15 protein-coding genes and 2 tRNA genes are annotated in these 13,952 nt (G+C 65.8%); 8 read left to right on the forward strand and 9 right to left on the reverse strand.

The features are described 5' to 3' along the window. Nucleotides 1-52: 52 nt before the first annotated feature. On the forward strand, nt 53-1,762 hold the full coding sequence (pknB, locus tag CXY81_RS09545) for a Stk1 family PASTA domain-containing Ser/Thr kinase (RefSeq protein WP_233194110.1): 1,710 nt from the start codon (nt 53-55) through the stop codon (nt 1,760-1,762). Nucleotides 1,763-1,786: 24 nt separating this feature from the next. Here pknB and CXY81_RS09550 read toward each other — a convergent pair whose 3' ends face one another. The 3 genes from CXY81_RS09550 to CXY81_RS09555 are packed head-to-tail and all read right to left on the reverse strand — an operon-like array spanning nt 1,787 to nt 3,420. Beyond that, complete coding sequence (locus CXY81_RS09550) at nt 1,787-2,425, reverse strand: aminodeoxychorismate/anthranilate synthase component II (protein WP_104170930.1); 639 nt, start codon at nt 2,423-2,425, stop codon at nt 1,787-1,789. After that, complete coding sequence (locus CXY81_RS16685) at nt 2,422-2,583, reverse strand: DUF4175 domain-containing protein (protein ID WP_146067669.1); 162 nt, start codon at nt 2,581-2,583, stop codon at nt 2,422-2,424. Before CXY81_RS16685 ends, CXY81_RS09550 begins: the two co-directional genes overlap by 4 nt. A gap of 9 nt (nt 2,584-2,592) precedes the next feature. Then, nucleotides 2,593-3,420 (reverse strand): class E sortase, encoded by an 828-nt coding sequence (locus CXY81_RS09555; RefSeq protein ID WP_104194713.1) that lies wholly within the window; start codon nt 3,418-3,420, stop codon nt 2,593-2,595. Between the two features lie 83 nt (nt 3,421-3,503). Between CXY81_RS09555 and CXY81_RS09560 the strand changes: the two genes are divergently transcribed. The 5 genes from CXY81_RS09560 to CXY81_RS09580 all read left to right on the forward strand — a co-directional run bounded on the left by CXY81_RS09560 (nt 3,504) and on the right by CXY81_RS09580 (nt 7,759). Beyond that, complete coding sequence (locus tag CXY81_RS09560) at nt 3,504-3,749, forward strand: cell division protein CrgA (RefSeq protein ID WP_104100630.1); 246 nt, start codon at nt 3,504-3,506, stop codon at nt 3,747-3,749. Between the two features lie 267 nt (nt 3,750-4,016). Further along, nucleotides 4,017-4,511, forward strand: a complete 495-nt coding sequence (locus CXY81_RS09565) for a Dps family protein (protein ID WP_104170928.1) — start codon at nt 4,017-4,019, stop codon at nt 4,509-4,511. 76 nt (nt 4,512-4,587) lie between these two features. Then, complete coding sequence (locus CXY81_RS09570) at nt 4,588-5,664, forward strand: acyl-CoA dehydrogenase family protein (RefSeq protein ID WP_146067670.1); 1,077 nt, start codon at nt 4,588-4,590, stop codon at nt 5,662-5,664. Beyond that, on the forward strand, nt 5,661-7,043 hold the full coding sequence (locus tag CXY81_RS09575) for a bifunctional PIG-L family deacetylase/class I SAM-dependent methyltransferase (RefSeq protein WP_233194111.1): 1,383 nt from the start codon (nt 5,661-5,663) through the stop codon (nt 7,041-7,043). The genes CXY81_RS09570 and CXY81_RS09575 overlap by 4 nt, the downstream gene beginning before the upstream one ends. After that, entirely contained in the window at nt 7,040-7,759 is a 720-nt protein-coding gene (locus CXY81_RS09580) for a glycosyltransferase family A protein (RefSeq protein WP_104194715.1), read from the forward strand. The genes CXY81_RS09575 and CXY81_RS09580 overlap by 4 nt, the downstream gene beginning before the upstream one ends. A 355-nt stretch (nt 7,760-8,114) precedes the next feature. Here CXY81_RS09580 and CXY81_RS09585 read toward each other — a convergent pair whose 3' ends face one another. Beyond that, nucleotides 8,115-8,945, reverse strand: a complete 831-nt coding sequence (locus CXY81_RS09585) for a rhomboid family intramembrane serine protease (protein ID WP_104194716.1) — start codon at nt 8,943-8,945, stop codon at nt 8,115-8,117. Nucleotides 8,946-8,957: 12 nt separating this feature from the next. Beyond that, a complete protein-coding gene (locus CXY81_RS09590; protein ID WP_104194717.1) occupies nt 8,958-9,497 on the reverse strand; it encodes a peptidylprolyl isomerase in 540 nt (179 codons plus the stop codon). A 125-nt stretch (nt 9,498-9,622) separates the two neighbouring features. On the opposite strand from CXY81_RS09590, the gene CXY81_RS09595 reads away from it, so the two are divergent. Together CXY81_RS09595 and CXY81_RS16120 are read left to right on the forward strand one after the other, a co-directional pair. Next, nucleotides 9,623-10,162 (forward strand): hypothetical protein, encoded by a 540-nt coding sequence (locus CXY81_RS09595; RefSeq protein WP_104100637.1) that lies wholly within the window; start codon nt 9,623-9,625, stop codon nt 10,160-10,162. 135 nt (nt 10,163-10,297) lie between these two features. Then, nucleotides 10,298-10,564: a hypothetical protein gene (locus CXY81_RS16120; RefSeq protein ID WP_146067671.1), complete on the forward strand. Its 267-nt coding sequence runs from the start codon at nt 10,298-10,300 to the stop codon at nt 10,562-10,564. A 110-nt stretch (nt 10,565-10,674) separates the two neighbouring features. Here CXY81_RS16120 and CXY81_RS09605 read toward each other — a convergent pair. The 4 genes from CXY81_RS09605 to gyrA all read right to left on the reverse strand — a co-directional run bounded on the left by CXY81_RS09605 (nt 10,675) and on the right by gyrA (nt 13,911). Then, nucleotides 10,675-10,747, reverse strand: a tRNA-Ala gene (locus CXY81_RS09605). 47 nt (nt 10,748-10,794) lie between these two features. After that, nucleotides 10,795-10,868 (reverse strand) — tRNA-Ile (locus CXY81_RS09610). Between the two features lie 84 nt (nt 10,869-10,952). Beyond that, entirely contained in the window at nt 10,953-11,360 is a 408-nt protein-coding gene (locus CXY81_RS09615; RefSeq protein WP_104100639.1) for a DUF3566 domain-containing protein, read from the reverse strand. Next, a complete protein-coding gene (gyrA, locus tag CXY81_RS09620) occupies nt 11,353-13,911 on the reverse strand; it encodes a DNA gyrase subunit A (RefSeq protein ID WP_104194719.1) in 2,559 nt (852 codons plus the stop codon). The genes CXY81_RS09615 and gyrA overlap by 8 nt, the downstream gene beginning before the upstream one ends. Nucleotides 13,912-13,952 lie beyond the last annotated feature (41 nt).

A 13,952-nucleotide genomic window follows, 5' to 3' on the forward strand; every position in this document is an offset into this window, starting at 1 on the left:
GAAGGTACGGCTAAAATACGGTGAAATGTGTGCGCGAGCTGGGAGTAATGCTTTGACTGATGAAGGCCGTCTGCTCGCTGGTCGTTACCGGGTGGGTGCGCTCCTCGGGCGAGGTGGAATGTCCGATGTGCACATCGGCACCGATTCCCGGCTCGGCCGCACGGTCGCGATCAAGCTGCTCAAGTCATCGCTTGCCGCCGACCCGGCATTCCGCACCCGCTTCCGCCAGGAGGCGCAGGCGGCCGCCCGTATGGCTCACCCCACCATCGTGCGCGTCTTCGACGCGGGCGAGGAGTCAGTCTCCGAGATCGGCGGCCACGAATCGCAGATCCCGTTCATCGTGATGGAATACGTCGACGGTCGACTGCTCAAGGACATCATCCGCGAGGGCCCGGTTCAGCCCGACGAGGCCGTTCGCATCATCGTCGGCGTTCTGACAGCCCTCGAATACTCTCATCGCGCGGGCGTCGTGCACCGCGATATCAAGCCCGGCAACATCATGATCACCAAGACCGGTCAGGTCAAGGTGATGGACTTCGGCATTGCCCGGGCCATCTCCGACTCCTCGACGACCGTGGCGCAGACCACGGCGATCCTGGGCACCGCCTCCTATTTCTCCCCCGAGCAGGCCAAGGGTGAATCGGTGGATGCCCGCACCGACCTCTACTCCACGGGCGTGGTCCTGTTCGAGATGCTCGCCGGTCGCCCACCATTCCGCGGTGACTCCGCCGTGGCCGTCGCCTACCAGCACGTCAGCGAAGCCCCGGTCGAACCGAGCTCGATCAACTCCCGGGTGTCCCCCGCACTCGACGCCGTCGTGCTGCATTCCCTGGCGAAGGACCGTTTCGCGCGCTACCAGAGTGCCGTGGAGTTCCGCACCGACGTCGAGCTGGCCGGGTCAGGGCAGATTCCGGAGTACCACACGTCCGATGACTCCAGCGGCGGGCTGTTCGCTGCTGCCCCGCTGGCGGCTTCCGGCTCCGAGCTCGCGCTCAAACAGCTCACCGAAGACGAAACCATGGTGCGCACGCAGCGCCGCCCACCCGTGATCTGGATCTGGGCCGGTATCCTCAGCGTCGTCGTCATCGTGCTCTCCGTCATGATCTGGGCCTTCAGCCTCACGCCAAGCGTTGATCTGCCCGACAACTCGCGCCGGGTGCCGTCGCTCACCGGATTCAGCTATGAGAACGCCCAGAATTCACTTCTGGACCAGGACCTGGCCGCGATCCGGGCCGAGGAGGCCAGCGCCACGGTGCCCAAGGACCAGGTGATCCGCACAGACCCTCCGGCAGGCACGATCGCCCAGCCGACCGACCTGATCGAGGTTTATGTCTCCACCGGCGCCCAGCCGGTCGACGTTCCGGATGTCACCAACCTGCCCCTCGCCGACGCCCAGACCGCGGTGACGGACCTCGGCCTCACCGCGGGGTCGGTCACTCGGGAGAACTCTCCGACCATCGCCGCCGGTCTGGTGCTCCGAACCGACCCAGTCGCCGCGACGACGGAAAAAACCGGTGTCACGGTCGATTTCATCGTCTCCAGCGGCCTCGTAGCCCTCCCCGACCTCGAGGGTCAGCTCCTGAGCGCGGCGATCGATATGCTCGCCGCAGCCGACGTGCAGTTGTTCCCCATCCCCACACCCGATGAGACCTGTCCCCAGCAGGATGGCTCGCCGGTGACCCAGCAGTCCCTGGCTCCGGGCGACGTGCCCCAGAAGTCCGAGGTTACGTTGGTCTACTGCACCGGCCCAGCTGCCGACTGAGTCCCGGCCCGGCGGCTGACCGCCTCAGCTGAGCTTCAGCAGGGGAGTGAGCCCCTGGGCCGTCTTCCGGGCGCCGGGCAGTCCGGCCAGAGCCAGCCAGTTGGCCACCATCAGGTAGCCGCCCTCGGTCAGCACCGACTCGGGGTGGAACTGCACACCCAGAATAGGGGCGCTCACGTGCCGGAGCCCCATGATCACGCCGCCCTGCGTGCGTGAGGTGACGATCAGGTCGCTCGGCACGGTGCCGTCGACGACGGCGAGCGAGTGATACCGCGTCGCCGTGAACGGCTGCGGCACGCCGGCGTAGAAGTCGCTGCCGTCGTGCGTGATCAGACTGGTCTTGCCGTGCATGAGTTCTTCGGCGTTGGTGACCGTGGCCCCGAAGGCCTCGGCAATCGCCTGGTGCCCCAGGCAGACGCCGAACAGGGGCTGGCCGGAACCGAGGGCGGCGCGCACGATCGGCACGGAGACGCCGGCGTCGGACGGCTTGCCGGGACCGGGTGAGATGAGCACGCCGTCAAATTCCGCGATGCGGGCCGCGGCCTCCTCCGGCTCGAAGGCATCGTTGCGCAGCACGACCGTTTCGGCTCCGAGCTCCATCAGGTAGCCGTTGAGCGTGTAGACGAAACTGTCGTAGTTATCGATGACGAGGATGCGGGTCATGGGCTTCCTACCGTGACTTCCTGATTGTTGACAATGGAATCCACCCATGGGAACGCCCAGGTGGCAAGCACGAACAACATGGCTGTGAGCAGCACGAACACCAGCACGATCCGGAGCCAGACCGGTCCGGGCAGAACCCGCCAGAGAGCAGCGTACATCCGAGCCTCCTAGCCCTGGGCCTGGGCATTGATAACGGTCGCGACTTCGGCCGGCGGGCCGGCAGATGTCGGTTGCCACGCCTCGAAAACACCGTACGCGATGATGCGCTCGGCCGTGGAGAGCAGGGGATTGCAGCTCGTGAGCGTGATGAACCGGTCGACGGGCGCCACATCCGGATTGTGCGGCACCGGCGCGATCACATCGACCGCGGTCGGGGCGACGTACTCGAGGTCGCGGAACCGGTAGGTGTAGTAGCCGTCAGCGGTCTGAACGTAGATCGCGTCGCCCAGCTGGAGTTCGTTGATCAGGTGCATGCCACCGCCGTTGGCGCTGCGGTGCGCCGCCAGGGCGAAGTTGCCGAGCTCACCGGGCATCTGGGTGTCGGGGTAGTGGCCGATCCCCGACCGGGAGCTGTTGAGCACATTGTTGTCAATCCCCTCGGCGATGGACCGGTGATAGTCCGCCCCGAATCGCGGCACGTAGAGCACGGCGAAGGATTGGGCGCTGGGGGGAGCCTCACGGACGACCGGGTCACCGAAGTCGGCCGGGGCCGACTCCCCCGGGTCGGTTGTCTGCGGGGTATCCGCGGCCTGATCGCGACTGGACCGCTCGTCGTCAATCCAGGTCTGGCTGATCTCGGCCGCCGCCTTCGACTGCTGGCCGGCCATAATCATGTCATTCCACCAGAGTTGCCAGCCCAGGAATGCGAGCATGAGAACGCCGGCCGTGATGAGCACCTCGCCGATGATCCCCACGGCACTGAGTCGCGGGCGACTCTTGTGGCGGGGGGCGTGGCGGGTCGCCTCTGCGGGAGGCTGATCTGCTCGCTCGGACATGGACTCAATTCTAATCGGGGAGGTGGGTCCTCTCTGCCGGGCACCTGCCGGTCGATCCAGCCAAAGACGCTAGAATCGCAGGCATGTCACGCTCGAATCCCCGCAGCAAGCCCGCCCGCACCGAGGTCGCCCGCTCCGGCGAGGCCGGTCCGAACGCCGTGTGGTTCAAGCCGGTGATGTTCGGTTTCATGCTCATCGGGCTGGCCTGGATCATCGTCTTCTACGTGAGCCAGGGAACACTGCCCGTCGCTGGTTTCGGGTCGTGGAACATTCTGGTCGGTTTCGGGATCGCCTTCGTTGGCTTCCTGATGACCACCCGCTGGCGCTGATCCCGCCCTTATCCGGCCCGGTGGTAACGCCTGTCGAGACCCCGTCCCGCACCCCCGCGACGGGATAATGACAACGGTGTAATTATCCCCATGTGGACAAACCTGTGGATAACTTTTCCGGGAGGCAACCGCGGCCGAACAGCTCGCTGAACCCCGGCGCTGTGTCTCACATTGTGCACCTGCTAGGGTGCTGTGTGAAACCAAGCGGGGGCACCGGCCGAGACGCGGTCGAGACGTGTTTCCGCTGTGTGAGAAGAGGCGTAACTCATGAAAGCATCAGCAGAACTCGGCTCCAACCTGCAGTCCGTTCTCGTCGACCTGATCGAGCTGCACGTGCAGGGCAAGCAGGCGCACTGGAGCGTCGTGGGCAAGAACTTCCGAGACCTGCACCTCCAGCTCGACGAGATCATCGACGATGCCCGACTATTCTCCGACCAGCTGGCCGAGCGGATGCGCGCGCTCGACGCCCTGCCGGACGGCCGAAGCGAGACGGTCACGGCGACCACCCACCTGCCCAAGTTCCCCGCCGGAGAGGTGGACACCTCGGAGACCGTCGGCCTGGTCACCGACCGCCTCGACGCGACGGTCGACAACATCCGTGCCGTTCACGACGCGGTCGACGAGGAAGACCCGACGAGCGCTGACATCCTGCACGGCTTTATCGAGAAGCTGGAACAGTACGCCTGGATGGTCAGCGCCGAGAACCGCACCCCGCGCAAGGCGCCGGCCAAGGCCCCGACCAGGCCAGCCGGCAGGGCCTGAGTCGGAAGCTAAGCCTCCTGTTTCACGCACCTGGACACGGAGCCTGGTGTGGTCGGTACCAAACCAGGAGGTCGGTTTGACGAGGATAGAAAGTCCGGGACCGACCTGGCTGACCGTGCCCGGGAAACGCACGGCGGAGTCCAGCCTGCGCGACGCCGCAACGGCTGCCTTCGCAGTGAACGGAGACGCGGGGCGGGCCCTGGAGCTCTCCCGCGCGCTCGGCGGCTCCGTTCCCCGACCAGGGTCAGGGCGGACGCTGCGCCTGCTTGAAACCCTGGCTTCCCTGGCCGCCGCGGACCTCACGGCCGCGCGGGTAGCCGAGGCGCACCTGGACGCCCTCGCCATCCTCGACCAGGCCGCCCTGGATCCGGCCGGGCTCGTCGCGGGGGGCAGCCCGGAACCGAGCTGGGGCGTCTTCGCCGCCGAGGCCGCGGGGTCTCGTCTCGAGGCGAGACCGGTCGGCGGCGAACGGTGGCGTCTCGACGGCACGAAACCCTGGTGCTCGCTCGCCGGCTCGCTCAGCCACGCCCTGGTCACAGCGAACACCACGGCCACCACCCGGCGGCTGTTCGTGGTCGACCTGGCCGACCCCGGCATCACCGTCCGCACGGACGCCTGGGTGAGCCGAGGGCTCCCCGCCGTGCCGAGCGGTCCGGTCGAGTTCCGAGGCACTATGGCCCGGCCGGTCGGCGACGACGGCTGGTACCTCCGCAGACCGGGCTTCGCCTGGGGTGGGATCGGCGTCGCGGCCTGCTGGTGGGGTGGCGCCGTGGGTCTGGCCAGGCGGGTCTGGGAGTCCGTACTCGAGCGAGAGCCCGATCAGATCGCGCTCGCGCACCTGGGCGCCCTCGACCTCGCGCTGACCGCCGCCGGGACCTCCCTGGCTGCCGCCGCGGCGGCGATCGACGCCGGGGACGCCGTCGGCGACCAGGGCGCACTCCTGGCAGAGCGGGTGCGCGGCCAGGTCGCGCGCACGGTCGACGAGGTGATCACCCGCACGGGCCACGCGCTCGGCCCCGCGCCGCTCGCCTTCGACGCTCGGCACGCTGGGCGCATCGCCGATCTGCAGCTCTACGTTCGCCAGCACCACGCCGAACGGGACGACGCGGCGCTCGGTCGCCGACTACGGGACGCCGGGGTATCCCCGTGGTGAGCTTCAGTCACACGGATGCCGGCACGGCCGAAACCGTGTGGACGGCGGTGCATGGTGATGCGGCCGGCGTGCAGGCACTGCGCATCGACGAATTGCGCCGACTCGTCGTGGTCGCGTCGCATCCCGACGACGAAACGCTCGGTGCCGGCGGGCTGATCGCCCGGGCCGGGGGGGCCGGAGTTCCGGTGACGGTTGTGGTGCTCACCAATGGTGAGGCCTCCCATCCCCTGTCCCGTACGCACGACCCCGGGCGGCTTGCGGAATTGCGCCGGGTTGAGGTGACGGCTGCCGTCACCGCCCTGGCGCCCTCAGCCCTGGTGCGCCTGGTCGAGCTCCCCGACGGATCCCTCGCCGAGCGCCCGGAGGAGGCGTCCCGGGCGATTTCCGCCGAGCTCGGGGCCGGCGGGCCGGGAACCTGGTTGGTCGCCCCTTGGAGCCTGGACGGCCATCCTGACCATGCGGCGGCGGCCGAGGCCGCCCGCCACGCGGCCCGCGGCCGAGGTGTCAGCCTCTTCGAATACCCGATTTGGGCCTGGCACTGGTCCACCCCGGGGGACCCGATCTGGTCGGACGGCGTGCTGCGAACCCTTGATCTGGCGCCCGAAGACCGTCGGCGTAAATCTAGGGCAATGGCCCTGCACATCAGTCAGGTGCAGCCGCTGTCCGAGCTGCCTGGCGACGAAGCGATCATCCAGGCGGCCTTCGGTGCGCACTTCGAACGCGAGTATGAGATCTTCATCGAGATCGAAACTGAGAAAGAGTCGGGGAATAGAGCGAGTCTGACCGGGGATTTCTTTGAGGAGTTCTACGCCGGGGACCGTGACCCGTGGAGTTTCGAAACTCGCTGGTACGAGGAGCGCAAGCGGTCACTGACCCTGTCGGCGCTGCCTCGGAAACGCTTCCGAGCGGCGCTGGAACTGGGCTGCTCGATCGGCATGCTGACGGCTGGTCTTGCCGACCATTGCGACACTGTCGCCGCGGTCGACATCGCCGAGCAGCCGCTCCAGGTCGCCCGCGCCCGGCTGGTGTCACGCCCCAACGTCACTTTCGCACGGCGCACCCTGCCCACCGAGTGGCCGGAGGGCTCCTTCGATCTCATCGTGTTCTCCGAGGTCGGGTACTACTTCTCGGCGGAGGAATTGCGAGCGGTTCTCGGGCGATGCCGCGACAGCCTTGCTGCCGGTGGTGTGCTCGTGGCCTGCCACTGGCGGCATCCGGTGCCGGAATATCCACTAACCGGCGACCAGGTGCACGCAGAGCTCGGCAGGCTGGCCGGGTTCGAGCGCACGGTTGAGCATCGGGAACGCGACTTCCTGCTCGAGGTGTTCGAAGCCGCGCCGGCTCGCTCGGTCGCACAACGCGAAGGCCTGGTTCCGTGAGCGGCCGCGGCGCGATCGACAGAATCATCGTCGTGGTACCGGCCCGCAATGAGGAGGAGCTCCTGCCGAGATGCCTGTCGGCGTTGGCCGTGGCCGTCGGGGAGGTCGGCGGGGTGGCCGGTCAGGCGCCGCCGGTCATCGACGTCGTGGTAGTGCTCGACCGGTGCAGCGATGGTACAGCCGACGTCGCCTCGGAGTGGCCGATATGCGCGAGCATCCAGACGAACGGTGGCGCCGTCGGCGTTGCCCGCCGCGCCGGGGTGCGGCACCTTGTGCCGACCTCTGACCAGTTCACCTCGGCGACGTGGATCGCGACGACGGATGCCGACTCCGCTGTGCCGCCGAACTGGCTGACCGTTCAGCTTGCATTCGCCCGCAACTCCATCGATCTCGTCCTGGGAACCGTGGTTCCCGACGACGGGTTGTCCGACGGAGGCAGGGAACGGTGGGACGCCCAGCACCGCCTGGTCGAGGGCCACACCTATGTGCACGGTGCGAACCTCGGAGTGCGCGCCGACCGGTATTTGCACGCCGGAGAATTCGCGCGCGTCGACGGGCATGAGGACGTGCGGCTGGTCTCCGCCCTGCGCAGTCTCAGGGTGAGCGAGATTCGCACCGAACTGATCCCCGTTGTTACCTCCGGTCGCCTCGCCGGGCGCACTCCAGAAGGATTCGCCGGCTATCTGCGTGATCAGGCGGCCGAAGCCACTCCCTAGGGGAGTGAGTCCTCATCGTTTGGTTGTGTCGCTCCCGGAAGGTCGCGGGCTGACCGCACTGCGGGCACGCGTTCATCCCCGGCGGAGCGCCGTGCCCGGCGTCGAACCAATTCGACGGAGATTCTGGGTCAAACACCTGTTCGTCAGCCCAAACGGGCTGTTTAGAGAAGAATCTCCGTCGAATTCGTTTGGGCAGAGTAGCTGCAGGCCTCGGGCTCGACAGACACGGCGGTCGGGCCGCACGTACCGCCCGCGCCGCGGTCCCCTGCGCGCCTGCGTCGGCATCGGGAACAACCTTCTCCGCCACCCTCCGCGAACCCACATTGCCCCGGGCAATCGGGGCTCACGCGGCGAGCTAGGTCAGGAACATCGCACCGCTGACGACCACCAGAAACGCCCCGAAAACCGTTATCAGCACGGTCTGCAGCCGCTGCTGCTTGATGCGGCGGGTCTGCACGAAGATCAGCCCGACCACCGCACCAGCGATCAGACCGCCCACGTGCGCCTGCCAGGCCACATTCAGCCCCGGTAGGAATCCGATCACCAGGTTGATGCCGACCAGGATCAAAAGCTGGGTCGCGTTTCCGCCCAGGCGCCGCTGGATGATCAGGAACGCGCCCATCAGGCCGAAGATGGCGCCGGAGGCGCCGACAACGGGAATCCGGGGGTCGGACAGGAACAGGACGCCCAGAGATCCGGCGAGGCCGCTCAGCACGTACAGGGCGAGGAAACGGCCACGACCGAGCATTCCCTCAAGGATCTGACCGAAGATCCAGAGCGTGTACATGTTCAGCAGTACGTGGAAGATGGAGCCGTGCACCAGCACGCTCGTCAGCATGCGCCAGGGCTCAAAGCTCCCGGGAGAGGAGTAAACGCCCGCGTACCAGAGGAGGCTGGTGAAACCAGCACCCAGGATGAACTGCAGCAGGTATATCGCCAGTGTGACGCCGATGATCACTGTGGTCACCGGGTGCGAGGTGCTCTTCAGCCGGGTCAGGATGGCCGGCTTGGTGCGCGGGGCATGCCTGCGCTGTTCGTTCATGCACTCGGGGCAGATCACGCCGACGGCGCCCTGAGTCTGGCAGTCAGGGCAGATTGTGCGGCCGCAGCGCTGGCAGAGGATGTAACTCTGCCTGCCCGGATGCCGGTAGCAGAAGTTAGCGGCGGTTCCGGGCAGGCCTGTCATCGTAGGCGGAGCCTAGACCTGCTCGACGGTAACGCTCTCGATGACGACTTCGGTCTGCGGACGGTCGCGGCCGTCGGTGGGCACGGTCGCGAGCTTGGCGACGATCGCACGGGAGTCCTTGTCTTCGACGGCACCGAAGATGGTGTGCTTGCCCTGCAGCCAGGTCGTCGGCACGACGGTGATGAAGAACTGCGAACCGTTGGTTCCGCGTCCGCCCTGGATACCGGCGTTCGCCATTGCGAGCACGTACGGCTGTGTGAAGTCGAGGTCCGAGTTGATTTCATCGTCGAACTGGTAGCCCGGTCCGCCGGTGCCCTGGCCGAGCGGGTCGCCGGCCTGGATCATGAAGTCCTTGATGATGCGGTGGAAGACCGTACCGTCGTAGAGAGGTGCGTTGGAGGTTTGACCGGTGGCGGGGTGCTTCCACTCGATCTCGCCGGTTGCGAGACCGACGAAGTTCTTGACGGTCTTCGGCGCGTGATTGCCGAAGAGGTTGACCTTGATCGGTCCGAGGGTGGTATTGAGCGTTGCGACGGCAGTGTGCTTAGACATGAACTCAATTCTTGCACAGCCGGATTGGTGGATTCCGATCGACACCGGCTCTACCCAGAGCCCTCCCAGACGATTGCGTGGCAAGATGGACAGTGTTCGCCACATGACATCGATGGAGGGTCCAGATGAGCCTGTCACGCAAGCGCCGCAAGGAACTTACTCGGCTGCGTAAGAGCGCAGACGAATTATGGAACAACCAGCAGGAAGTGCTGGAGCGTGCCAACGCCATTGCACGGGAGGCCAGCCGCCAGGCCGGCATCCTCACCCGTGAAGAAGTAGCTCCCCGCGTGCGTGAAAGCTATGAGCACCTTTTGCGCCCTGGAGTGCAGGCCACTCAGGATCTCGCCGAAGGTGTTCGCCACCAGGTCATCGACCGGGTGTTGCCCGGAATCGGCAGCGGAATCGGCACGGCCATCGGCTCGGTGATGAGCGTCGGGGACGTCGCCCGCGACGCCCGCGTTCGTGCGGCACTGAACCGCGTGCGGTTCCAGAAGCCTGTCGTGCTAGAGAACAAGGGTCCTGGCGCCGGCACCTACATCGCACTCGGTGTTGCCCTGGCCGCCGCCGCAGGCGTCGCCTACGCCGTCTGGCAGACCTTCCGCGCCGACGACGAGCTGTGGGTCGCTGAAGATGATCCCGCCGCCGCCACGTCAGTCGAAGACTAGACCGCAGCACCGCAACGCCAGGGGAGGGCCCGCATCCAGGGGATGCGGGCCCTCCCCTTTTCTTTCGGGTTGCCGGCTCAGCCGAGAAGAATCGTCGAGGCACCCTCGAGTTCTTCGAGCTGCGTCAGAAGCGACATGACGACAATCACGTCGATGACCACATTGAACAGCGCAGCGACGATCGAGGATCAGCCCGATCTGCGCCAGCTCCCGGCGATTCGAGCGCCGCAGCGCGATAATGCCGAGCACAATCCCTTCGCTCGCGAGCAACAGGCCGAGAATCGGGAGCCAGCCGCCGGCGAAGGCCACAATGCCCATCCAGAGGGCCGTGATCGCGAGCCTGTCGGCCGTAAGCAGGGAGGGCGGCATTGCGGTTGCTGGTGCTGGGCGGTTGCTGGCTGACATGCGCCTCACCGTACCAAATCGCAGGGTGAAGCTGTGCGAAAGTGACTGAGGTTCGATAAATGGAGAACGCCCGGCCCCAAAAAAAGGGGCCGGGCGTTCTTATTTTGTGGAGCCACGGGGAATCGAACCCCGGACCTCCTGCTTGCAAAGCAGGCGCTCTACCAATTGAGCTATGGCCCCGCATGATCACGGGGATTGCATGCCGCGGTGTCGAAACTTTTCTTGCGTGGGGATACCGGGATTTGAACCTGGGACCTCTTCGTTATCAGCGAAGCGCTCTAACCAACTGAGCTATATCCCCCTAATGGGTGAGTTTGAGACTACCCGATTCGACGGGATTGTCCCAATCGAGCCGCAAAGCGACCCGACCGGCAACATCCGACGACTAGTTGTTGGTGAATCCGACGAGCAAGCCGCCGGTGATCTTCACGCTCAGGTTGTACAGAACCGCGTATACGGCTCCCAGCGCGGTGATGACGACCGTGTTCAAGATGGCCACGACGAAGGCGAAGCCCATCACGTTCCCGATGGACAGGATGCTGGCCAGATCGGACGAGGCGCCGGCGATATCGGTGTACAGGTCATCGACCTTGCCGAAGATGCCCGTTCCGTTCAGGATCGTGAAGATCAGGAACGTGGCCACGATCGTGACGATGCCCAGGCACAGAGCGATCAGGAAAGACAGTTTGACAGCCGACCAGAAATCCACGTAGACGAGCTTGAGCCGCACCTGCTTGGTCGCGGCCGGCTTGCGGCTGGATTTCTTGGCGAGCTTTTCGGCGACACTACTCATTTACAGGTTCTTCCTCTCCCAAGGCGTTTTCCGGTTCGGCCGCAAGAATCTCGGCCACCAGATTGCGCTCGGTGTTTTTCGCAATGGCGATGATTCTGTCTTCATCCGCAAACTTAGCGAAAACAACGCCCATCGTGTCCCGCCCCTTGGCCGGGACCTCGGAGACGTCCGAGCGTACCACCTTGCCGCTGGCAAGTACCACGAGCACCTCGTCTTCTTCGTCGACGATCAACGAACCCACCAGGTCGCCACGGTCGTCGTTGAGCTTGGCCACCTTGATGCCCAGGCCGCCTCGGTTCTGGAGGCGGTACTGGTCGGCTGCGGTGCGCTTGGCGTAGCCGCCCTCGGTCACGACGAACACATAGCCGTCGCCCGAGACCACGGATGCGTCCAGCAGGCTGTCCTCGCCGCGGAAGTGCATTCCGATGACGCCGGAGGTGCTGCGTCCCATCGGGCGCAACGCCTCATCCGATGCCGTGAACCGGATCGACATTCCTTTTTTGGAGACGAGCAGCAGGTCGGAGTCGTTTTCGACCAGCAGGGCCGAGACAAGTTCGTCGCCCTCGCGCAGCTTGATCGCGATGATGCCGCCCGTGCGGTTCGTGTCGTATTCGCGCAGCTCGGTCTTCTTAATCAGGCCGTCGCGGGTCGCAAGCGTCAGGTACTGGGCCACGCCGTAGTCGCGAATGTCCAGGATCTGCGCGATCTCCTCACCCGGCTGCAGCGCGAGCAGGTTGGCGACGTGCTGGCCCTTCGCGTCCCGGCCGGATTCCTGCGCTTCGTAGGCCTTGGCCCGGTAGACGCGCCCGGTGTTCGTGAAGAACAGCAGCCAGTGGTGCGTGGTCGTGACGAAGAAGTGCTCGACCACGTCGTCCGCCCGCAGCTGGGCTCCCTTGACACCCTTGCCGCCGCGGTGCTGATTGCGGTAATTGTCACTGCGCGTGCGCTTGATGTAGCCGCCGCGGGTAACCGTGACCACCATCTCCTCTTCGGGGATGAGGTCCTCGATCGACATGTCACCGTCGAAGCCGAACATGATCTCGGTGCGCCGGTCGTCGCCGAACTTGTCGGTGATCTCGGTGAGCTCATCGCTGATGATGGTGCGCTGACGCTCCGGGCTGGCCAAGATCGACTGGAACTCCACGATCTGCAGTTCCAACTCGGCAGCCTGATCGATGATCTTCTGACGTTCCAGAGCAGCCAGACGTCGCAGCTGCATGGTCAGGATCGCATCGGCCTGGAGCTTGTCCACGTCCAGCAGTTCCATCAGGCCGGTACGAGCGTCGTCGACGGTGGGGGAGCGACGGATGAGGGCGATCACCTCGTCGAGGGCGTCGAGGGCCTTGAGATAGCCGCGCAGGATGTGCGCATCCGCTTCGGCTTTCTTCAGGCGGAACTGGGTGCGCCGCACGATGACCTCGACCTGGTGGGCGACCCACGCGGAAATGAAGCCGTCGAGGGACAGGGTGCGCGGCACCCCGTCGACGATGGCCAACATGTTCGCGCCGAAGTTCTCCTGCAGCTGGGTGTGCTTGTAGAGGTTGTTCAGCACGACCTTCGCCACCGCGTCGCGCTTGAGAACGATCACAAGGCGCTGACCCGTGCGGCCACTGGTCTCGTCACGGATGTCGGCGATGCCGCCGATCTTGCCGTCCTTGACCAGATCGGCGATCTTGATCGCGAGGTTGTCCGGGTTGACCTGGTACGGCAGCTCGGTGATCACCAGGCAGGTGCGACCCTGGAGCTCCTCGATGCTCACCACGGCACGCATGGTGATGGAACCACGGCCGGTGCGATAGGCATCCTGGATGCCCTTGATGCCGAGGATCTGAGCGCCGGTGGGGAAGTCGGGGCCCTTGATGCGCTGGATCAGCGCTTCGAGCAGTTCATCGCGGGTCGCGTCGGGGTTCTGCAGGTACCACAGGGCGCCGGCCGCCACCTCGCGCAGGTTGTGCGGCGGGATGTTTGTGGCCATACCCACGGCGATGCCGACCGAGCCGTTGACAAGCAGGTTCGGGAAGCGGGAGGGCAGCACGGTGGGCTCGAGTGTGCGGCCGTCGTAGTTGTCCTGGAAGTCGACGGTGTCCTCGTCGATGTCGCGCACCATCTCAAGTGCGAGCGGGGCCATCTTCGTCTCGGTGTACCGTGGGGCTGCGGCGCCGTCGTTGCCGGGGGAGCCGAAGTTGCCTTGCCCGAGGGCCAGCGGATAACGAAGGCTCCAAGGCTGTACGAGGCGCACGAGCGCGTCGTAGATCGAGGAGTCACCGTGGGGGTGAAACTGCCCCATCACGTCGCCCACCACGCGGGCACACTTGGAGAACGCCTTGTCCGGACGGTAGCCGCCGTCGAACATGGCGTAGATGACGCGACGGTGCACGGGCTTCATGCCGTCGCGCACGTCGGGCAGCGCGCGCCCGACGATGACGCTCATCGCGTAGTCGAGGTAGGAGCGTTGCATTTCCAGCTGCAGGTCGACCTGATCGATCTTGCCGTGCTGCACGAGGTGCGCAGCCTTGGCCGCGGTGTCTGCTGCCAGGGACGCGGCGTCCATGTCGGTCCCATCGGGGCCCTCGCCCGAGGTGCCGCCGGTGT

The organism is Cryobacterium sp. M25 (genome assembly GCF_002929635.1).
Classification (GTDB): Bacteria; Actinomycetota; Actinomycetes; order Actinomycetales; family Microbacteriaceae; genus Cryobacterium; species Cryobacterium sandaracinum.

Excerpts from the sequence above, each read along its gene's own strand:
- CXY81_RS09550 (WP_104170930.1), bottom strand. The coding sequence starts at position 2,425 with ATGACCCGCATCCTCGTCATCGATAACTACGACAGTTTCGTCTACACG.
- CXY81_RS16685 (WP_146067669.1), bottom strand. The coding sequence starts at position 2,583 with ATGTACGCTGCTCTCTGGCGGGTTCTGCCCGGACCGGTCTGGCTCCGG.
- CXY81_RS09555 (WP_104194713.1), bottom strand. The coding sequence starts at position 3,420 with ATGTCCGAGCGAGCAGATCAGCCTCCCGCAGAGGCGACCCGCCACGCC.
- CXY81_RS09560 (WP_104100630.1), top strand. The coding sequence starts at position 3,504 with ATGTCACGCTCGAATCCCCGCAGCAAGCCCGCCCGCACCGAGGTCGCC.
- CXY81_RS09565 (WP_104170928.1), top strand. The coding sequence starts at position 4,017 with ATGAAAGCATCAGCAGAACTCGGCTCCAACCTGCAGTCCGTTCTCGTC.
- CXY81_RS09585 (WP_104194716.1), bottom strand. The coding sequence starts at position 8,945 with ATGACAGGCCTGCCCGGAACCGCCGCTAACTTCTGCTACCGGCATCCG.
- CXY81_RS09590 (WP_104194717.1), bottom strand. The coding sequence starts at position 9,497 with ATGTCTAAGCACACTGCCGTCGCAACGCTCAATACCACCCTCGGACCG.
- CXY81_RS09595 (WP_104100637.1), top strand. The coding sequence starts at position 9,623 with ATGAGCCTGTCACGCAAGCGCCGCAAGGAACTTACTCGGCTGCGTAAG.
- CXY81_RS16120 (WP_146067671.1), top strand. The coding sequence starts at position 10,298 with ATGACGACAATCACGTCGATGACCACATTGAACAGCGCAGCGACGATC.
- CXY81_RS09615 (WP_104100639.1), bottom strand. The coding sequence starts at position 11,360 with ATGAGTAGTGTCGCCGAAAAGCTCGCCAAGAAATCCAGCCGCAAGCCG.
- gyrA (WP_104194719.1), bottom strand. The coding sequence starts at position 13,911 with ATGGACGCCGCGTCCCTGGCAGCAGACACCGCGGCCAAGGCTGCGCAC.